At 67.0% G+C, this 19,757-nt stretch carries 21 protein-coding genes; 7 read left to right on the top strand and 14 right to left on the bottom strand.

Annotation, left to right across the window (positions count from 1 at the left end; all coding sequences use genetic code 11):
* Positions 1-59: 59 nt before the first annotated feature.
* The 4 genes from R2707_17060 to dnaA form a co-directional block, all read right to left on the bottom strand.
* Complete coding sequence (locus R2707_17060) at positions 60-380, bottom strand: DUF721 domain-containing protein (GenBank protein ID MEZ5246807.1); 321 nt, start codon at positions 378-380, stop codon at positions 60-62.
* The gene (locus R2707_17065; GenBank protein ID MEZ5246808.1) at positions 377-1,489 is read right to left on the bottom strand and encodes a DNA replication/repair protein RecF; all 1,113 of its coding nucleotides are present in this window, start codon (positions 1,487-1,489) and stop codon (positions 377-379) included. The genes R2707_17060 and R2707_17065 overlap by 4 nt, the downstream gene beginning before the upstream one ends.
* Before the next feature lie 53 nt (positions 1,490-1,542).
* Positions 1,543-2,646 (bottom strand): DNA polymerase III subunit beta, encoded by a 1,104-nt coding sequence (gene dnaN, locus R2707_17070; GenBank protein ID MEZ5246809.1) that lies wholly within the window; start codon positions 2,644-2,646, stop codon positions 1,543-1,545.
* Positions 2,647-2,935: 289 nt separating this feature from the next.
* Positions 2,936-4,297 carry a chromosomal replication initiator protein DnaA gene (dnaA, locus tag R2707_17075; GenBank protein MEZ5246810.1) on the bottom strand — a complete coding sequence of 454 codons (1,362 nt, stop codon included), beginning with the start codon at positions 4,295-4,297 and terminating at the stop codon, positions 2,936-2,938.
* Between the two features lie 429 nt (positions 4,298-4,726).
* Between dnaA and rpmH the strand changes: the two genes are divergently transcribed.
* The 7 genes from rpmH (at position 4,727) to R2707_17110 (ending at position 10,045) form a co-directional block, all read left to right on the top strand.
* Positions 4,727-4,861, top strand: a complete 135-nt coding sequence (gene rpmH / locus R2707_17080) for a 50S ribosomal protein L34 (protein ID MEZ5246811.1) — start codon at positions 4,727-4,729, stop codon at positions 4,859-4,861.
* A 343-nt stretch (positions 4,862-5,204) separates the two neighbouring features.
* Positions 5,205-5,438: a membrane protein insertion efficiency factor YidD gene (gene yidD / locus R2707_17085; GenBank protein ID MEZ5246812.1), complete on the top strand. Its 234-nt coding sequence runs from the start codon at positions 5,205-5,207 to the stop codon at positions 5,436-5,438.
* Positions 5,439-6,545 carry a membrane protein insertase YidC gene (yidC, locus tag R2707_17090; GenBank protein MEZ5246813.1) on the top strand — a complete coding sequence of 369 codons (1,107 nt, stop codon included), beginning with the start codon at positions 5,439-5,441 and terminating at the stop codon, positions 6,543-6,545. It begins immediately after the preceding gene.
* Between the two features lie 105 nt (positions 6,546-6,650).
* The gene (gene jag, locus R2707_17095) at positions 6,651-7,544 is read left to right on the top strand and encodes an RNA-binding cell elongation regulator Jag/EloR (protein MEZ5246814.1); all 894 of its coding nucleotides are present in this window, start codon (positions 6,651-6,653) and stop codon (positions 7,542-7,544) included.
* Complete coding sequence (locus R2707_17100) at positions 7,537-8,160, top strand: RsmG family class I SAM-dependent methyltransferase (GenBank protein ID MEZ5246815.1); 624 nt, start codon at positions 7,537-7,539, stop codon at positions 8,158-8,160. Before jag ends, R2707_17100 begins: the two co-directional genes overlap by 8 nt.
* 189 nt (positions 8,161-8,349) lie before the next feature.
* A complete protein-coding gene (locus R2707_17105; protein ID MEZ5246816.1) occupies positions 8,350-9,150 on the top strand; it encodes an AAA family ATPase in 801 nt (266 codons plus the stop codon).
* Positions 9,104-10,045, top strand: coding sequence for a ParB/RepB/Spo0J family partition protein (locus R2707_17110; GenBank protein MEZ5246817.1), 942 nt, complete (start codon positions 9,104-9,106; stop codon positions 10,043-10,045). Before R2707_17105 ends, R2707_17110 begins: the two co-directional genes overlap by 47 nt.
* A 19-nt stretch (positions 10,046-10,064) precedes the next feature.
* Here the strand turns inward: R2707_17110 and R2707_17115 are convergent, their stop codons facing one another.
* The 10 genes from R2707_17115 to R2707_17160 form a co-directional block, all read right to left on the bottom strand.
* Positions 10,065-11,084 carry a peptidoglycan-binding protein gene (locus tag R2707_17115; GenBank protein MEZ5246818.1) on the bottom strand — a complete coding sequence of 340 codons (1,020 nt, stop codon included), beginning with the start codon at positions 11,082-11,084 and terminating at the stop codon, positions 10,065-10,067.
* Between the two features lie 35 nt (positions 11,085-11,119).
* Entirely contained in the window at positions 11,120-11,446 is a 327-nt protein-coding gene (trxA, locus tag R2707_17120) for a thioredoxin (protein ID MEZ5246819.1), read from the bottom strand.
* Positions 11,447-11,531: 85 nt separating this feature from the next.
* A complete protein-coding gene (gene trxB, locus R2707_17125; GenBank protein ID MEZ5246820.1) occupies positions 11,532-12,494 on the bottom strand; it encodes a thioredoxin-disulfide reductase in 963 nt (320 codons plus the stop codon).
* 30 nt (positions 12,495-12,524) lie between these two features.
* Positions 12,525-12,923: a hypothetical protein gene (locus R2707_17130; protein ID MEZ5246821.1), complete on the bottom strand. Its 399-nt coding sequence runs from the start codon at positions 12,921-12,923 to the stop codon at positions 12,525-12,527.
* Between the two features lie 43 nt (positions 12,924-12,966).
* Entirely contained in the window at positions 12,967-13,995 is a 1,029-nt protein-coding gene (locus R2707_17135) for a hypothetical protein (protein ID MEZ5246822.1), read from the bottom strand.
* A gap of 2 nt (positions 13,996-13,997) precedes the next feature.
* The gene (locus R2707_17140; GenBank protein MEZ5246823.1) at positions 13,998-14,570 is read right to left on the bottom strand and encodes a sigma-70 family RNA polymerase sigma factor; all 573 of its coding nucleotides are present in this window, start codon (positions 14,568-14,570) and stop codon (positions 13,998-14,000) included.
* 32 nt (positions 14,571-14,602) lie between these two features.
* On the bottom strand, positions 14,603-16,132 hold the full coding sequence (locus tag R2707_17145; GenBank protein MEZ5246824.1) for a serine/threonine-protein kinase: 1,530 nt from the start codon (positions 16,130-16,132) through the stop codon (positions 14,603-14,605).
* Between the two features lie 54 nt (positions 16,133-16,186).
* The gene (locus tag R2707_17150; GenBank protein MEZ5246825.1) at positions 16,187-17,035 is read right to left on the bottom strand and encodes a DegV family protein; all 849 of its coding nucleotides are present in this window, start codon (positions 17,033-17,035) and stop codon (positions 16,187-16,189) included.
* Positions 17,032-19,023 carry a DUF6049 family protein gene (locus R2707_17155; protein MEZ5246826.1) on the bottom strand — a complete coding sequence of 664 codons (1,992 nt, stop codon included), beginning with the start codon at positions 19,021-19,023 and terminating at the stop codon, positions 17,032-17,034. Before R2707_17155 ends, R2707_17150 begins: the two co-directional genes overlap by 4 nt.
* On the bottom strand, positions 19,020-19,739 hold the full coding sequence (locus R2707_17160) for a GNAT family N-acetyltransferase (protein MEZ5246827.1): 720 nt from the start codon (positions 19,737-19,739) through the stop codon (positions 19,020-19,022). The genes R2707_17155 and R2707_17160 overlap by 4 nt, the downstream gene beginning before the upstream one ends.
* Positions 19,740-19,757: the final 18 nt, after the last annotated feature.

Consider the following 19,757-nt stretch of genomic DNA (forward strand, 5'->3'; position numbering starts at 1 on the left):
TTGAGACGCTGGTGAAACAGCCCGTACACGGTGGTGCAAGTGTAGCAGTTACACGTATGTCATTTGCGTCTCGTGACCCTGACGTTGAGGGCGGAAACACGGTCGGATCCCGACACCGCGGCCACCCGCGAGATCACCTCGTTCTCGAGCCATCGGAGTTCGCTCGCCCAGTTCGCGTCGTCGACGGTCACCACCAGCGTGTGGCCGTCGATGGAGAGCGGCCGACTGTGTGCGGCGACCTCGTCACCGACGATCTCGGGCCACTTCGTGAACACACTGTCGAGGACGTCGACCGATGGCGCTCGCAGGGTGCCCATGAGTCGATCGAGGGCCCGGCCGAGGCGTTGCGGGTCACGATGATGACCACTGTTCGCGTTCACTCGGTCGACGCTTTCGCCCCATCGGTTCCACTGACCTCGCGGACCGTTCCCTCGACGATCTTCAACACCCGATCGGGTGTCGCGGCCGGCGGCAGCCACGCCGCGGTGGTCAGCAACCGTTGCCCGCCGGGAAGCGCATCCAGCAGTGCCTCGGCCCGCCCCGGATCGAGTTCGGAGAACACGTCGTCGAGGAGCAACACCGGTTCCGCGACGCCGGCCGCGCGCACCACGGCATCGGCGGCCAGTCGCAACGACAGTGCCAACGACCGCTGCTCGCCCTGTGAGGCATGGGTGCGCGCCGGTGACCGGCCGATGCGGAAGAGGATCTCGTCACGGTGGGGCCCGACGGTCGACACGCCCCGTCGCACGTCGAGGTCACGGGACGCGACCAACGCCTCCGCCAGATCGCCCTGCCAGCTCGGTTCGTAGATCGTCTCGACATCGGCGGCCCGACCGGCGACGGCGTCGTAGGCCGCGGCCAACCGCGGCCCCATCTCGGCCAGCAGCGCCTCACGAGCCTCTCGCAGCGCACCTCCGATCGTTGCCAACTTCGCATCCCACACGTCGAGGGTGAAGGCGGCATCACCGTCGAGGCGACCATGAGCCGACCGGAGGAGCGCATTGCGCTGCTTCAGGATCCGTTCCAGATCGGTGCGCAGTGCGTCATTTCGGGGATGGCGGCTGACCAGCGCATCGTCGATCCAACGCCGGCGCATCGCCGGCCCGGACTTCACGAGTTCGAGGTCATCCGGGGAGAACACCGTCACCTGGACCACACCGAGCAGATCCCTGGCCCGCGAGAGTCGCTGACGATTCACCTGGATCCGGTTGCGTCCGATACGGGGGATCTCGACCTCGACCAGCTGTTCCCTTCCGTCGGGCGACTCCACGGTCGCTCGCAGGACGGCGGCGTCGGCGCCATTGCGGATCAGCGCATCGTCGGGTACGCCGCGAAACGAGCCCATCCCCGCGATCCAGCTGATGGCCTCGAGCAGGTTGGTCTTGCCCTGTCCGTTCTCACCGACGATCGCGGTGAGGCCCTCCGACAGCGTGAGGGTTGCCGATTCGTAGGACCGGAAGTTCTGGAGTTCGAGCGTCCGGATCAACACAGAAGGTCAAGCTACTGGTCACGACGTGCGCCGACCTCGCGGTCGTCATCAGGTCAGCTGACGCGCACCGGCATGAGCAGGTAGAGGAAGTTCGGATCCTCGCTCGACTTCAACAGTGCCGGCTTCAGCTCGTCGACCGTCTCGAGGGTGATCTGGTCACCGGGAGCGACCTCGATCCCGTCGATCAGGTACTCCGGGTTGAACGCCACGGTCAGGTCATCACCGCGATAGCTGGCGTCCTCGACGGCCTCGTGGGCCTGACCGACGTCCTGGGTGACAGCGACGAGCTCGAGGCCGTCGGCCGACATCGCCATGCGGATCGGTGTGGATTCCTGCGCCAGCAAGCGAACCCGGCGAACAGCGTCGAGCAGTGTCAGCCGATCGACGGTGAGCTGGTTCGGATGGTTGGTCGGGATCAGACCCCGATAGTTCGGGAACTCGCCCTCGATCAAGCGGGTGGTGACCGACACGGCACCGACCTCGAAGCCGGCGTCGCGTTCGCCGAGGCGGAGTGTGATGCTCTCCGCGTCGCCGACGACGCGGGCGAGCTCCTTCAATGCGCGACTGGGAACGAGCACCTTCTGGCCCTCGCCCAGCACGGAAGTACCGGCGAGATCGCGCACCGACAGGCGATAGGAATCGGTCGACACGAGGCGGAGACCGTCTTCTTCTGCGGCCATGAGCACGCCGGTGAGGATGGGGCGTGCATCATCGGACGACGCAGCCTTCTCGACCTGCTCGATGGCGGCCTTGAACTCGGCCGCATCCAGGGTCACCGCATCGCCGTGGGGCTTCGACAGCTCCGGGAACTCATCGGCCGGGATGATGCGGATGGCGAACTCCGAGGGCGCGGCGACGATGCGAGCGTCGTCGTCCTCGACGGCGATGTCGACGCCGCCGGCACGCACGGAACGAACCACGTCCGATGCGAGCTTCGACGGGAGGACGGCCACACCGTCCTCGGACCCCGAGACCTCGATGGTCACCGAGATGGTCAGGTCGAGATCGCTGCCCGTGATGGTCAGCTGATCACCCGTGAGCTCGAGACGAACACCGGCGAGTACCGGGAGCGCGCCCCCGCGTGTGGTCACCGCTCGACCGGCATCGGCGAGGGCTTTGGCGAGAATGTCTCGCTCGCAACGGAACTTCAGGCCCATGGTGCGGTTACTTCTCCCTGTCGTACGGACTTCTCGTTAATAGCAGTCCATAGGGCTTGTGGATTGTGGATGGTGCCGAGTCTGCCGTGAAACGACGCGGATGTTGCGTCCCCACGGTGTCCCCGCGCGGTCACAGTGTGTGACGCGGGCCGGCCGGCTTGGTGGATGTCGTGGGACTTTGTGCATCGGCGTCCACCCCAGGTGCCCAGGTGGTCCCCAGGGATGTCCCCATCCTGTGTGCGGCCGGGCACGGTCATTTCGGCGAGCACGGTCATTTCGGCGAGCACGGTCACGTCGGATGGTTGAGTCGGTGCTGGAGTTCGGTCACCTTGTCGAAGATCTGCTGGCGCTCACCCATACGGGCTTCGATCTTGCGTACGGCGTGCATCACCGTCGTGTGATCGCGGTTGCCGAATGCCTTGCCGATGTCGGGGAAGGAGAGGTCGGTCATGTTGCGGGTGACGTACATGGCGACCTGGCGGGCGTCGACGAGCGGGCGACGACGCGAGCCACCAGTGATCTGGTCGATGTCGAAGCCGAACATCTCCGCGGTGAGATCGATGATCCGTTCGGCCGTGACCGGTGGCTTCTCGGCACTGGCGATCAGATCGCTGAGGACGAGGGCGGCGAGTTCGCGGTCGAGCGGCTGTTGGGTGAGGCTGGCGTAGGCGGTGACCTTGATGAGGGCGCCCTCGAGCTCACGAATCGAATCGGTGATGTTCTCGGCGATGAAGGCGAAGACGTCGTCGGGAATGTCGATGGTCTTGGACTCGGCCTTGCGGCGCAGGATGGCGAGGCGGGTCTCGAGATCGGGGCGTTGGATGTCGGTGATCAGGCCCCACTTGAAGCGGCTGCGCAGGCGATCCTCGAGGGTCGGGATGGCGTCGGGGGTGCGATCGGACGACAGCACGATCTGCTTGTTGTTCTGGTGCAGTTCGTTGAACGTGTGGAAGAACTCCTCCTGGAGCCCCTCCTTCCCCTCGATGAACTGGATGTCGTCGATCAGCAGGACGTCATTGTCTCGATAACGTCGCTTGAACTCCGGTTGGGTGTTGGTGCGAATCGCTTCGACGAACTCGTTGAGGAACGTCTCCGTGGAGACGTAGCGGACGCGATACGTCGGGTAGTGATCGGCGACATAGTGGGCGATGCCGCGCAGCAGATGGGTCTTGCCCAGCCCCGAATGCCCGTGGATGAAGAGCGGGTTGTAGCTCGCGGCGGGGGTCTCGGCGACCGAGAGCGCCGCCGCATGAGCGAAACGGTTCGATGGGCCGATGACGAAGTGTTCGAACGTGAACTTCTCGTCGCGCATGCCCTCGAGGCCGGCAACGACGGCGGGAACCGGCGGGGGATCGTCCGGGGAGCGCAGATCGGCGGCAGGGACGTCGAATGCCACCTCGTCCCAGTCGGTGTCGATCTCGACCCGGACCGACACGTCGGTGCTGGTCTCCTCGATCGCGTCCTGCACCAGGCCGAGGTAGCGCCCCTCGATCCGTTCCTTCTGCAGCCCGTTGGGGACGACGATGACGAGCTCGCCCTCGTCGAACGCCACCGCCTTCGCGCCACTGAAGGTGGTACGCCAGACGGCGTCGCTCACCTGTGCGCGAATGCTCTCTGCGCAGGTGGTCCAAAGACCATCGGCGTCGCCCATCTCTTCCACGTGCAATTGTGTCTCCACAGCCGCGTCCACAGGTGTGGACGACCCTCCGTACTCCGCTCCGGGCAAAGGCGGTGGTGCGTGGAAAAAACCCACTCACCACATCCGCACTCCGACCGGCGTGGGCGGGCAACATACCAAGGTTGTGGATACCCGCAAGCCGGAGACCGAGGTTGTCGTGAAAGGCCAGTTCAGAACCCGTTTTCCACAATCGAATTACATGGGTGGAACATCAAATGACACGAATGTCGTTCAGGGGAACCCCGTCGGGAACACCCACTCTGCCCTCTCTCAGGTTGAAGGCCCTGGTTGTTGACCTCCGCCGAGGGCCATACCGTGACGGGTTGACGTCATCGGTTCCCCACAATCGGAACCGTCATTCCCGCGGCGCCGACTCCTGCCCGCGGTACTCGGAGGATCACAATGAAGCGGCCGTATCAGCCCAACGTGCGCAAGCGGGCAAAGAAGCATGGTTTCCGCTCGCGCATGAGCACCCGCGGAGGACGCGCCGTTCTCCGGTCCCGTCGCTTGAGGGGTCGCGCCCGCCTGTCGGCATGATCGACCGGCTCGTCGGCCGGGACGACTTCGCACGGCTTCGTGCCGAAGGAGTCCGCCACGGTCGAGGGCCGATCCGACTGGTCTCGAGGATCGATCCCACTGCGCTGAACGCACGTATCGCGTTCGCAATCCCACGCTCAGTGGGAAATGCAGTGGTTCGGAACCGGATTCGTCGCCGCGTGAGAGCCGTGCTGCAGGATCTTCACCGTGAAGACCCGGTGTTCCCGGCTCGAGGCGACCACCTGATTCGGGTGACGGCTCCGATCGACGACTGGTCACACACGACACTGCGCCACACCATGAGCACGCTCCTCACCCCCGAATCCCAGACCGGCGAGCCACGTTGAGTTCGCCGGTCGCGCGCGTACTTCGGGCTGGTGTGCGTGGCTATCAGCGCGTCTTCGCCGGCCGGCCGTCGCCGTGCCGACATGTGCCGTCCTGTTCCAACTACGCGATCGAGGCCCTGGACGGCCACGGCGCGGTGCGTGGCAGTTGGCTTGCCACCAAACGACTGTGCCGGTGTCACCCGTGGGGAACCCACGGCTACGACCCCGTGCCCGCCACCCGGGAGTCCTAGATGTTTGACCTGATCGCGTCCGTTCTCGCCTTCTTCTACGAGCACGTCTTCGAGAGCTATGGGGTGTCGATCATCCTGTTGACCCTCGCCGTGATGATCGTGGCGACGCCGCTCACGCTCAAGAGCACGAAGTCGATGCTGCAGATGCAGCGGCTGCAGCCCGAGCTCAAGGCCATCCAGAACCGGTACAAGGACGACCGGCAGAAGATGAACGAAGAGCTGATGGCGTTCTACCAGGAGAACGGCATCAACCCCCTCGGCGGCTGTCTCCCGATGCTGATCCAGCTGCCCATCTTCCTGGTGCTGTTCCGCGTCGTGCAGGGCGTGACCCGGCGGGCCACCGACATCGGTAGTCAGATGGGTTGGACAGCCGGACGCATCGGCGGTGGAGGGGACCTCGACCTTCACGTGATCCCGCGGATCGAACGCACGTTCGACCCCGAGAATCTCCATCACGACAGTGAGATGTATCTGAATCTGAGCGCGACGAACGAGATGAAGTCGTTCGGTCTGGATCTGTCCCGTTCTGCCCAGGAGGTCCTCAGCGACAACTTCGTCACGGCACTCCCCTATCTGGCCTTGATCGCCATCGTGTTGTTCAGCAGTCTCTATCAGCAGCGCCAGATCCAGGGGCGCAACACGGGTGCTCAGATCAACCCCCAGCAGCAGATGATCATGAAGATCCTGCCCTTCATGCTGCCGGTCTTCAGCTTCACGATGCCGGCCGCCCTGGTGATCTACTTCGTGGTCTCGAACCTGTACCGGATCGGTCAGCAGGCCTACATCACCCAATCGCTGTACAAGGGTGACGAGAGCCCCGGTGCCTTGCTGGCGAAGCAACGGGCCGCCGACAAGGCCGCCGGCAAGAGCGGCACCGATCGCGGTGGCGGGCGAGTGACTCCGAAGAAGGGTGAGCCCACACCGAAGCGTGGTGAGGCGAAGGCGACGCCCAAGCAGAAGGCCACGCCCAAGCAGAAGGCGTCGGGTCAGAAGAGCGCGAAGGCATCGGGGGCCGGCCGAACCGGCAAGGCCCCGAGCCGTCAGTCCCGTAGCGGTGGACGAACCACCGACCCAGGGGCACCGCAACACAAAAAGCGCAAGAAGTAGTCGGCGACCGCTGCGCCACCGTGCTGTCGGGGTTCTCCCGACAGCGCTGCTGTGGCCACCGGAACGTGTGTCGCTCTACCAGCGCCCGCATGAGAGGAGACAACGATGGAATGGGTGGAAAGCACCGGTCCTTCGATCGATGAAGCCAAGGAACGAGCCCTCGACAAGCTCGGCGTCCACGAAGACGACGCCGAGTTCGAGGTGATCTCGGATGTGACGACCGGCCTGTTCGGCCGTGTGAAGGAAGAGGCCCGAGTGCGTGCCCGGGTTGCCCCGGCGACGCCTCGCGCCAAGGAAGAACGGCGTCGTGGTCGCAGCCGAAACGGACGCAGTTCCCAAAAGGGGAGCGGCGGTCGAGGAAACCAGAAGCAATCCGGTGAGACCGATCACGCCTCCTCGGGAGCAAGCCGCAACAAGGGCGGCAACAAGCAGACGACGACCGAGAACACCCGTTCTGGTCGAGAGAACGCCAACTCACGTGGCGAGAAGAGAGAGACGACCATGAGCGACGACGAAGCCACCATGCCGCTTCCCCAGCAGGCGGACCTCGCCGAGGAGTTCGTGTCGGGCCTCGCGCAGCGATTCGGCACCACAGTGACGTTCGCTCGCGAAGACATCGATGACGAAGAGATCCGGATCACGGTGTCCGGCGACGATCTCGGTCGGATGATCGGCCGACGGGGGACCACGGCCGGCGCGATCGACGAACTGGTGCGAACGGTGCTGCAGCGACAGGCGGGCAGCAGTCGCAACGGGCGAATCCGTGTCGACGTCGGTGGTGTCCGCGCCCGTCGGGCAGAGGCACTCGTCAAGTTCTCGCGTGCGCAGGCCGAAGCGGTGCGCAGCTCCGGCAAGGCGCGTTCGCTCGAGCCGATGTCGGCGGCGGATCGCAAGATCGTGCACGATGCACTCACCGACGAAGAGGGCGTCGAAACCCGCTCCGAAGGCGAGGATTCCCAGCGCCGGGTCGTCATCGTCCCCGCCGGGGCCGGTGACTGAGCCCGACTGGGCCGCCCTCGACGCTGCCTGGCGCCCGGCCCGTCGGGCCGGCGTGCTGGGGAGCGCCACAACTGAAGCACTGATTGCGCACGCGGCCGGGTATCTCCCGGCCGCGTGTCGCGTTGACGACGAGTTCACCGGGGTCGATCTCGGAACGGGAGCGGGGGTCCCCGGCGTGGTGCTCGCTGCCCTACGGCCGTCGTCGTCATGGGTCCTCGTCGATGCCAACGAGCGCCGGTGTGAGTACGCGGCTGCGGCGGTCCGCGCGCTCGGCATGTCGGGGCGGGTCGTCGTCCGTCACGCTCGCGTCGAGGACGTGGCCCATGATCCTCTCCACCGAGGTGCGTACGATCTCGTGGTGGCTCGATCGTTCGGACCTCCGGGAGATCTCGCCGAGTGCGCACTGCCCTTGATGCACCCCGATGGTCGACTCGGCGTCTCGGTGGTCGAGGAAACACTCGCGCAGTGGCGGTCGGCCGCCCCGCGGCTCGGTGTGGTCGTGACCGATGGAATGGGCCCCGACGGTTCGCACTACCTCTGGGCAACTGCGCCCACAGTGCTTCCGTCGAAGTGGCCTCGTCGATCAGCGGCTCGGCGACGTCGCCCCCTGTTCTGAGTCATCGCGATGTGTTTCACGTGAAACACCCGTGCCAGGCAGACCGGAACGCCGACGACTGTTTCACGTGAAACACCGGGAGTTTTCCACAAGGGTGCTTGACCCACCTCCACGCAGCGGCGAGGATGACAGGGCTGCATCCTCCGCGTTGACGGAAACGATCCAGTTCCAACGAAGGGAGAGTGCCTCGTGGCATTCGTGCAAGAGGACGCGAGCCCCGCGTCCGGTCCCCGCATCTTCGCGGTGGCGAATCAAAAGGGTGGTGTGGGCAAGACCACCACGACCGTGAACCTGGGTGCCTGTTTCGCAGAGCTCGGACAACGGGTGCTGGTCGTCGACCTGGATCCCCAGGCGAACGCGAGCACCGGGCTCGGCCTCAATCCGCGACAACTCGACTACTCCCTCTACGATGTGCTGCTCCAGGACGTGCCGATGGAAGATGTCATCGAGCCCGTCTCGGTGAAGGGTCTCTATGTCGCTCCGGCCAGTCTCGATCTCGCCGGAGCAGAGATCGAGTTGGTCCCTGCGCTGAACCGTGAGCGCAAGCTCAAGGAGGCCATCGACTCGGTGGCCGACGACTACGACATCGTCTTGATCGACTGTCCCCCATCGCTCGGGTTGTTGACCATCAACGGGCTGACCGCCGCCAATGAGGTGATGGTGCCGATCCAGACCGAGTACTACGCCCTCGAGGGACTCGGACAACTCATCCGCAATGTCGACCTCGTGACCCGAAATCTCAATCCGACACTGGACTTGAGCACCATCGTGCTTGTGATGTTCGATGCCCGTACGAAGCTGTCGAGCCAGGTCGCCGATGAAGTTCGGGCGCACTTCGGCGACAAGGTGTGCCGGCAGGTGATCCCTCGGACGGTTCGGCTCAGCGAAGCGCCCTCGTTCGGACAGCCGATCACCGCATTCGACCCGATGTCCCGCGGCGCGATTGCGTATCGCGAACTCGCAAAGGAGATTCTCGGTGACAAAGCGTAGTGGTTTGGGCAAGGGCCTCAGTTCACTGATACCCGCCGACGTCACCACAGAGGGCGCCGTGTATCGGGAGATCGATGTCAATGATGTCGTACCGAATCGCTATCAGCCACGCGAGCACTTCGACGAGGAGACTCTGGCTGCGCTGACGGCCTCCGTGGCCGAAGTCGGTGTGATTCAACCGATCGTGGTGCGTGAGAACGACGATGGTGGCTTCGAGCTGATCGCGGGGGAGCGACGTTGGCGCGCGGCCAAGCGGGCGAACCTCCCCGCGATCCCGGCTCTGGTACGTGGGGCCGATGACCTGTCGAGTCTCGAAACAGCCGTGGTCGAGAACCTGCATCGTCAGGATCTCAACGCGCTCGAGGAAGCTGCTGCGTATCAGCAGCTCATCGAGGACTTCTCGCTGACGCAGGACGAGGTGGCGACTCGCGTTGGTCGGAGCCGCTCTGCGGTGGCCAACACCATTCGGTTGCTGCAGCTGCCGCCGACCGTGCAGCGCCTCGTGATCGAGAGTCAGATCAGTGCCGGACACGCCCGAGCGCTGCTGTCGACACCGGATCGTGCCGAGCAGGAGCGGATCGCGAAGCAGATCGTGACCGAGGGGTTGACGGTACGCCAGGTCGAGGATCTGCTCAAGGGCGACGATGTCGAGCCCGAGGTCGCGGACGAACCACCGGTTGCTGCTGTAGGGGACGATGCTCCGGTGGCAGGAGAGCCGCCGATGCTGGCCGAACCAGCCGTGCTGGAGCTCGAGGAGCTGCTGGCGGCCCGGTTGTCCACAAGGGTGTCGGTCAAGCTGGGGAAAGGTCCGGGCAAGCTCGTGGTGGATTTCGCCGATCTCGACGATCTCGAGCGCATCTACCGGGTGATCACCCCTCCGGGTACCGTCGTCTGACCCTCCGAACGGGTGTGGATCAGTCTGTGGACAAGTCGTCGTCTGCGGTGATCGCGCACCAGGTGGTCACGGCAGTACGGAGCGCCTCGGTGACGGCGGCCGCCTGTTCCACCACGAGCGGCGCCGGCCCGAGGCGACACCATACGGCAGGCATGCGGGTCTCTCGCAGGATGGGCAGTCGCATGCCCGTCGCCGTCGCGCCATTGTCGAGGATTCCTCGCAAGGCTGCAGCGCACTGGTTGGCCAGGGACCGTCCACCGTGTGAGGTGAAACCCTCGATCTCGAAGTAGGAGATCTGCTGGCCCTCGTCGGCGAGGGTCAGACCGACATAGGCGCTGCCGTTCCACGCGTTGGCCGCCCGTGCCTGATCCGACAGGTCGGGCTGGTGCAAGGTGATGACCTCGGCACCATCGAGGCGCAGTCGACGAGCGAGTCCATCGACGATGGCGGGAAGTCCGCCGGCCTCGCCGATCACGAGCCGTTGCCCGGCGACGCCGGTGTGATCGCGAAGCCGCTCACGGTCGCGCACTTCCGCGACGGTCTTCTCACCGGAACGTCGACCGGAAAGGCGGTCGAACGCGGCCACGGTCTCCCGACCGACCACGCCATCGGCGGTGAGGCCCTGGTTGTGTTGGAAGTCCCGTACCGCCCGTTCCGTGTCGGGCCCGAAGATCCCGTCGAGCCAGCCGGCGTCGAAGCCGAGGCTGCCCAACCGCTGTTGGAGGTCGGTGACGTCGTCGCCGCGCGTCATGGGCGAGCGCAGGTAGAGCATGCGGTCCCCCAGTCGATAGTCGGCATCGACGAGGGCGGCCCAGGTCTGGCGCGCGCAGATCCCGTCGTCGACGAGGCGACGCGAGGCCTGGAACTCGCGCAGGGCCTTCTCGGTGTGGTCGTCGAAGCATTCGGGATCGCCGGTGTCGCGAAATCCTGCCGCGGCCATCCGGCGATGCAGATCACGCACCGCGGGTCCGGTGTCGCCGTGGCGCAGCGGGAGACCGGTGGGTTCAGATCTCGGCGGCGACATGGCATCCCCAGGCATCCGCCCGAGGATACTGCCCGATCACCGCGCCGGAGCTACAGGTAGTCGGCGAGATCGTCGAGCAGGGCTTGCTTGGGCTTGGCCCCGATGATGCGCTTGGCCTCTTGGCCGTCCTTGAACAGGATCATCGTCGGAATGCTCATGACCTCGAACCGCCGGGCGATGTCGGAGGCCTCGTCGACGTTGAGTTTGGCGATCTTGAGTGACTCGCCCTTCTCCTCGGCGATCTCCTCGAGGATGGGGGCGATCATCTTGCAGGGCCCGCACCACTCGGCCCAGAAGTCGACCAGTACCGGGGCGGACGAGCCACCGATCTCCTCGTCGAATGTGCTGTCCGACAGCGTGGTGATAGCTCCAGCCATGATGTGGTCCTTTCTGATGACCTGAGACAGGAAACGCCACTCGTGTGGTGGCTATTCCACCGGCGCGCCGCGTCGGGTGTTGACCCTAGCCGTGTTGTTCCTCGAGCCAGCGCTCCGCGTCGATCGCGGCCATACAGCCGGAGCCCGCCGCGGTGATGGCCTGGCGGTACACATCGTCTTGCACGTCGCCGCACGCGAAGACGCCCTCGACATCGGTGTAGGAGGAGTCGGGTCGGGTGATGAGGTAGCCGTTGTCCTTCATCGCCAACTGGCCGGCGAACAGGTCGGTGTTGGGCTTGTGACCGATGGCGACGAACACCCCACCGAACTGAACATCGTTCACTTCATCGGTGTGAACATTGCGGAGTCGAAGCCCGGACAACTGTCCGTCGCCGAGATACGCCTCGACCACGGTGTTCCACATGACCTCGATCTTGGGATTGTCGAAGGCCCGCTGCTGCATGATCTTCGAGGCTCGGAACTCGTCGCGGCGGTGGATGATGGTCACCTTGCTTCCGAAACGGCTCAGGAACGTCGCCTCTTCGATGGCGGAATCGCCACCGCCGACCACCGCGATCTCCTGGTCACGGAAGAAGAACCCGTCACAGGTCGCACACGTCGAGAGGCCGTGTCCGATCAGTGCGTTCTCGTCGGGAAGCCCGAGCATGAGCGACTGTGCGCCGGTCGAGACGATCACGGAGTGGGCGAGATGGGTCGGCTCTGGGGTGCTCGGATCGCCGACCCACACCTTGAAGGGACGCTCGGAGAAGTCGACCCGGGAAACCTTGACGGTCTGGATCTCCGCGCCGAACCGCAGCGCCTGGTTGCGGAAGTTCTGCATCAGTTCCGGCCCCATGACACCGTCGGGGAAGCCCGGGAAGTTCTCGACCTCGGTCGTGAGCATCAGCTGGCCACCGGGCTGATCGCTCGTGCTGCTCGGCTCACCCTCGAGTACGAGCGGTGCGAGATTTGCTCGGGCCGTGTAGATCGCTGCGGTCAGCCCGGCCGGCCCGGAGCCGATGATGATGACGTCACGAATATCGCTCATGGAATTCCTCGCATGCCGGAATCGGTGGGTTCAGGAAAAGATTGCGTAGCAGGCGATGACCACGATCGCGAGCAGGTCAACCACGGCAGCGATCGTGAAATTCCGTGTCGTGGTCGTCTTGCGGCTCGCCCAGAGCCCGAGGCCGAGGGTCGAGAGGAGCCCACCGATGAACAGGTGGGCGGCCCAGGTGGCGTCGCCGACGCCGGCACCGATGGGCAGGTAGGCGTCGGCCATGCGGACGGCCAGCACCACGGTGAAGATCACGGCGGCGACCCCGAACACCATCGCCACCAGTCCGAAGACGATTCCGCGCAGCGCACGGACCGCGTTGTCGGTCCCGACCGAGCGGGCCCGGTCGACATAGCCGATGATCGTGTCGGTCGCTCCGACGATCCAATCGTCCTGGGCGGTGCGCGTTTCGTCGGCCATGTCGACGGATCCTAACCGCCGCCGCCCATGGCCGCATCAGCCGTCAGCCGAGGCGGGCGCTGGTGACGGTGCAGGTGGCCTGATCGACGACGAGGAGTTCGCCGCTGCCGTCGGCCCGCAGGAACACGCCGACCGTGGTCGGCGCGCCGGCCACGATCGCCGACGCATAGTCCGCCGCGAGCACGGTGTCGCCGGCGAAGTAGTCGACGATCACGTCGACGATCCCGGCGCACGGGATCGTCGCCAGCCCATCGAAGCGTCCGAAGGCATCGGCCAGGAACGCCTCGGGATCGACCACACCACCGACGTCGGTTGGAAGCACCGGGCCGGTCGTGGTGGTGGGATCCGCCGTGCTGCGCTCGGCGGTCCAGTCCTCGCTGACGGCGCTCGACAGCGTCGCGGTGCTGAGGAACTCGCCGAGGTCGTCGACCAGCGGATCGAACCCGGCGACCTCGACGAAGAGGGCGGTACTGGCGGCGTCGTAGAACGGCCGTTGGGCCTCGTCGTCGGGCGGCACCTCCGCCGCCTCGCTGATGTCCGAGCCGGCCGCATCGGCATCATCGGTGGCGTCGTCGCCGGCGGCCGCGGGGCTGTCGTCGAGGGCGAAGGCCTCGGTGGCCATGTCGGCCGCGGTGCCGTCGCCGGCTTCCATGTCGCCGTCGAAGGAGTCGTCGGCATCGGCAACCGTGGCCGCGGTGTCGCTGTCGGTGCCGCGGTCGAGTGCCCGCAGTGCCGGCACGGCGAGCGCCAACGCGACCACGGCCGCGGCTGCCACCGCGAGACGGGATGGCCAGATCGAGCGTCGTGACGTGGCGGCCGAGAGGTCGGTCACGTTGCTTGCGGTGGCGCTCGCCGCGAGTGCGGCGCCGATCATGCCGTCGGCCTCGGCCGCCGTGAGCGGCGAAACCGCGGATCCGACGAGTGTTCGCGCATCGTGCAGCGCGGCGAGGCGCGCTCGGAGTGCGGGCTCCGCGGCGAGCCGGTCGTCGAGACGCGCCTGTTCGTCGATGGTGAGTTCACCATCGAGATGGGACGAGAGGAGCTCGTCGTCGGTGTGCGGATCTTCGGGCATGGCTACGGAGTCTGACGTCGGTCGAGGGGTGGTTGGTTCCCGGAGATCGCGTCGGCGAGGCGACCTCGCCCGCGAGCGATCCGCGAGCGCACGGTTCCCGGTGCGACGCCGAGCACCTCGGCGATCTCGGCATAGTCGAGACCGGCCACGTCGCGAAGGATGACGGCGGTGCGGAACTCCTCGGGGAGGTCGGCGAGCCCACGGTCGACATCGAGTCGGGCCGCCACGGTCTCCGCGGGATCGCGGGGCGCCGAAGCGCCGATCGATGCGTGCTCGGTGGTCTCGAACTCAGGCAGTCCCGGCTCCGGGCGGCGACCACGGCGGCGCAACTCGTCGAGACAGGCGTTGGTCGCCACGCGATAGGCCCAGGTCGAGAACTTCGCCCGGCCGTCGAAACGAGGCAGCCCCTTCACGATGGCGATGAGCGCCTCCTGGGTGGCATCCATCGCGTCTGCGTCGTTGCCCGCGAGCCGACGACAGACCGCATGGATGCGGTCCTGATGCAACCGCAACAGCTGGTCGAGGGCCTTGCGGTCCCCTCGCTGTGCGGCGCTGATCAGCGTTTGTTCGTCCACGGGAGCGATGCGCGGACCCTAGCCGAGCCGTCTCATCGGATCGTGACCTCTGCGACGGTCATCATGATCGGGGTCTCTCCCCGGCCGAGGTCGGTCAACCAGACGAGCACGGTGTCGCCGCGGGCGCCGACCGGGATCTCGGCCGTCGATCCGAGACTCGTGCCCAGACCCTCCGGAGCCCCGAAATCGGCGATCGAGTCGGCGTCGGCGGCCGTGATGCCGGTCGCCACGTGGATCTCGACGGCCCAATCGTCGGCCCCGTCGGTGTGGATGGTGACCGTCTCGACGTCGCTGACCTGCACGAGGGTCAGGAGCAGGCCGACCCCCGACTTCGCACCGAGGTCGCGGGTTGCGTAGCGCTCGGTCGGCCAACCCGTCGCGAGGTCGCGGTCGATGGCGAGCACGGCCCGATCGTTGTGTTCTCCCGGTGTCCCGGTGCCCTCGGGATCGAAGGCGACCACCGATCGCACCGCCAGCCCGAGCAGATCACCGTCGTCGGTTCCGTCGGCGCGGGCGGGATCGACCGGTGGGGTCGTGGTCCCGCCTCCGACCGACGACACGAGCGTCCAGCCGAGCGCGGCGATGGCGATGACGATGCCCGCACCGACGAGGCGGGGCCAGCGCCGCCGCCGTGGTCGCACCCGCGTGGGCGATCGTCGTGCCGGCGCGAGGGCCACGGTGGGTGGGCCGCTGCTCGGGATCGCCGCAGTGCGGTTCGCCGTGGGGTTCGTGGGGCGGCTCGGAGGCGGTGACAGCGTGGAGCCGTTGCGGAGCGCGGCGGCGAACTCGGTCATTCCCGGCCAACGGTCTTCGGGCTCGCGTTCGAGACCGCGCATCACGGTGGCGCTCAGCGCCGGTGGCAGATGGGGATGCGTGTCGCGCAGGTCGGGAGGATCCTCCTCGAGCCGCGCCAGCGCGGTCGGGAGATCACCGTCTCGCGACCAGGGCGGCGTTCCGGCGAGCGATTCGTAGAGGACGGCGGCGAGGGCGAAGAGGTCGGTGCGACCGTCGACCTCTCGTCCGCGGACCTGTTCGGGCGCCAGGTACTTGGCGGTTCCGAGCACGATGCCGGTGGCGGTACGGTCGCCGGCGTTGGCGGTGGCGATGCCGAAATCCGTCAGCTTCGGAGTGCCGCCGACGGTGAGGAGGATGTTGGCCGGTTTCACGTCGCGGTGTACGAGCCGGTGGGTGTGCAGCGCGGCCAAGCCGTCGGCGATCGAGGCACCGATCTCGATCACCTCGGTCGGCGTGAGCGAACCCTGGTCGAGGCGCTGCCGCAGGTCAGGGCCGTCGACCCACTCGAGCACGATGCCGGGTTGGTCGCGGATCGAGTCGTAGACCGCGACGAGGTTGGGGTGGTTGACGGTCGCCGCGGTGCGTGCCTCGTCGACGAAGCGGGCCCGAAAGTCGTGGTCGGCGGCGAGGTGGTCGTGGAGGATCTTCACCGCGACTCGACGCCGGAGGAACTCGTCGTCGGTCTCCCACACCGTCGCCGTGGCACCGGCGGCGCGGCGCGCGATGATCCGGTACCGACCGTCGAGCAGCAGTCCCGCGTCGATCATTCCCACCACGCGGAAGCTAGTGGTTCGCCGCTGCGCCGCATTCGCGGCCCGTGCTCACGCCGGTGTCTGGAAGGCGATGCCCATCACGCGGGGCCCACCGTGGGTCCCGATGACCGGCCCGATCTTCTCGATACGGATCTGATCGAGGTCGACGACGTCGGAGATCATCGCGAGGAAGTCGTCGATGTCGGGGGCATCGCCGTGCATGACGGCGAGGTTCTCGACAGGCCCGACCTCGATGAGCTTGTCGCGCAACCATCCCAGCGCCTTCTTGCGGGTGCGCTGCTTGCCGGCCTCCTCCACCTCACCGCTCGAGAGGTCGAGGATCGGCTTGATCGAGAGCATCGAGCCGAGCAGGGCCTGGGCGCCGCCGATGCGTCCACCCTTCTTGAGGTTGTCGAGGGTGTCGAGGGTGCCGAACACCTGGGTGCGGTCGCTGAGGCCCTCGACGGCGGCGACGATCTCGTCCGTGGTGGCGCCGTCGACTCCCATCTGGGCTGCCGCGATGACGATCGAACCGAGTCCGGCGGTGATGGAACGGCTGTCGACGACCCGGATGTCGGCGTCGGGCAGCTCGCTCGCGAGGTTGTCGGCCGCGGTCTGGGCCGACTGCATGGTGGCCGACAGTGCGGCCGAGAGGTTGATGCACACCACGCCGGTGGCGCCGGCGTCGAGCTGGCGTCGAAACGCGGCGTCGAACTTGCCGGGAGCAGGGGCCGCAGTCTCGGGCAATGCGTCGGACGCTTCGAGGAGCCGGTAGAAGTCGCTGACGCTCAGTTCCTCGCGGTCGATGTATTCCTTGTCGCCGAAGCGGATCGAGAGTGGGACGACCTCGATCCCGTAGTGGGCGACCTCGTCGCCACGTAGATCACAGGCACTGTCGGTGACGATGCGGACGGTCACGATGCTCCCTCGGTCGGCGCCGCTTCCGGTACACGATCTTCGGTCGGCGACTCGGCGGAGACCGTAGCAGCGACTCGGTTGCGTCGGACGCGAAGCACGGTGCGGATCCACCAGGCGGCGAGCACGACGAGCGCGACGATGGAGATGACGAGCCCCAGTCCGGAGATGGCGGTGGAGCGGATGTCGACGGTGCCGGAGCCGAGTTCGACGAACCCGCCCGGTGAGACGATCGTCGCGGTGACCCGGGCATCGCCCGACGCAAGGGTCTCGACCGGGATGGTGACGATGGTCTCTCCGGGAGCGAGCGTGAGCTCGAGCCGTTCACCGTCGGGGAACCGGATCTTCTCCGCGGTGAGCAGCAACTCGACGTTGAGCGGGAGGGATTGGCGGTTGACGATCGTCAGGGGGAGATCGGTTCGACGGTCCGTGAGCGTGATCCGCTCGCTCGCAGGGATCTCGATCCCCGACGTGAGCTCGAGCACGGCGTCGTCGACGCGATCCACATAGGCGGTGGCCCGGTCGGCATCGAGGTCGGACGACACGGCGGCCTGCAGCGTGGCGACGAACGGGTCGAGCAGTTCGATGTCGGGATCGAGCATCCGAGCGACCGTGGCGATCCCGAGCGTGGCCGCTTCGAGATCGGCGGCGAGTGCGGTCACGTCGGGTGGATCGGTCGGTACCAGGTCGCCGCGCAGGGTTTCGCCGGCGACCTGCGCCAGATCGTGCTGGGTGAGCTCGTCGATGTCGGTCACCCGCAGACGTCGGCGCGAGTCGATCCCTTCGAGCATGCGTATGAGGGCCTCGGCATCGATCCGATCGATGTCGAGCAGCACGCCGACGTCGGTCGTGGCCTCCTCGGCCAGCACCGCGAGTTCGGCGATGGCGCGATACGCGGCCAGTTCGGGGTCCTCGTCGGCGAGGGTTTCGTGGAGGTCCTCGTCGTAGCGCAGCGCGGTGATGGCGACGCCGTTCGCGTCGAGCAGCTGGAACGGCCGGGTCGGTTCGACGGCCAGGGTTCGGTCGCTCAGCTGCGCGTCGTCGACGAGCACGGCGGTCGCCCCGGCCGAGCGCAGCAGGGTGAGCGTGTCGGGCCCGGCGTCGGGATCGAGCCGTACGACCCCCGTCGGGGGTGCACCGGTGAGTCGTTCGACGACATCGTTGCCGATCGCGTACTGCGAGATGACCTGATCGGACTCCCCGGCGACCCGCCAGGCCTCCTCGTCGATGTCGACCCAGGGACCGCGGATGAGCGGCCGGCCGCCGATGGTCGCGAGCAGGTCGTCGAGGACGGCCGGGTGGGCCGTGGCGAGCGCGTCGAGCGTCTCCGGGCGGATCTCGGTGGTCACGGCGAGGTCGGGGTGTGCAACGAGCGGTGCCGCCGCGGTCAGGACGGTGTCGGTGTCGACGATCGTCCGAAGATCCGGCTGCAGGGCGACGGGGCTGATCACCTGTGCGGTGAACGCGATCCGTACACGGTGGGGTCCGGTGACGGTGGGAGCGACGTCGTCCACGACGAGCAGGCTCGTCGACAGCTCGTCGAGGACCCGGTCGTCCTCGTCGAGGAGGCGGACGACGAACGGAAGGGCACCGACATTGCTGCGCAGGGACTCGCCGATGGCGTCGTCGTCGAGGGTCACCGTCCGGATGCCGTCGGGTCCCGCGGTCATCGTGGCCTGCTCGCGGCAGTCACCGTCGAGCGTGCATTCGAAGTTCGCGATCCGTCCGCCGCTCGACGGCGGATCGCGATGGTGGTCGCGCACGTCGGCCCGGGTGAGGACGGGGTCGTCGTAGATGGTGAAGCGCAACCGGGCGGTCTCGGGCGCGCCGCTGACCCGGATGACGATCTCGGCGGGCTCGTCGTCGACGAACAGGGTCTGGGCCTCGAGGTCGATCCGGGCGGTGTTCTGGGCAGCAGCCGGAGTCGCGACGACCGAGCTCGCGGCGAGGAGTCCGAGAAGCACGAGGCCCGGGGCCGGCGAACGTCTCATCGAACGGTGCGGGCCATCACGGTCAGATGATGAGCGGCAGGGCGGAACCCGAGGTGTTCGTAGAGCGCGAGGGCCCGGGCGTTGGCCTCCTGCGTGTTGACCCACGCGATGGTGGCCCCCCGGCGGCGCATCCAGTGGAGGGCGTCGTTGACCAGCGCGCTGCCCAGGCCCGAGCCCTGACATGCGGGGTCGACGGCGAGGCGCTGGAGGAATCCCTGCGTCGCGGCGCGGCCGGCGACGGCGTAGCCGACGATGCCGTGGTCACGGATGACGCGCATGCGGCTCACGGGAGTGGCGTCCATCGCATCGGTCAGACCGTCGTCGTCGAGACGCCAGAAGTCGTCGAAGGTGCGGGCGTCGAGGTCGAGCACCTCGGCCCGGTCGGCGCGCGTTCCGCGCTCGATGCGCGGTCCGGCGCGCCACGGCCGCCGACTGCGCACGGGGGGCAGGCGCCGCAGATCGTGGTTGAGCAGGTGGAGGTGCTCGCGCTCCTCGAATCCGTCGCGCAGGAACGCCGCGCGCTCGGGTGGGGCGAGCGCCGCGGTCACGATCTCGTCGAAGCCGAGCGAGTCGAGCTCGGCGCGGGCCTTCGCCAGCGCGCCGACCGTCAGCGTGTGGGCGGGACTCAAAGGGACGAGATAGGCCAGATCGCCATCGGCGCGCCATCGTCCCGCTCGGAAGCGGGCACCGTCGATCGAGAGTGACTGGAGGGCCATGGTTGGTCGCCAGGCTAC

The organism is Acidimicrobiales bacterium (assembly GCA_041394245.1).
Lineage (GTDB): Bacteria > Actinomycetota > Acidimicrobiia > Acidimicrobiales > Aldehydirespiratoraceae > JAJRXC01.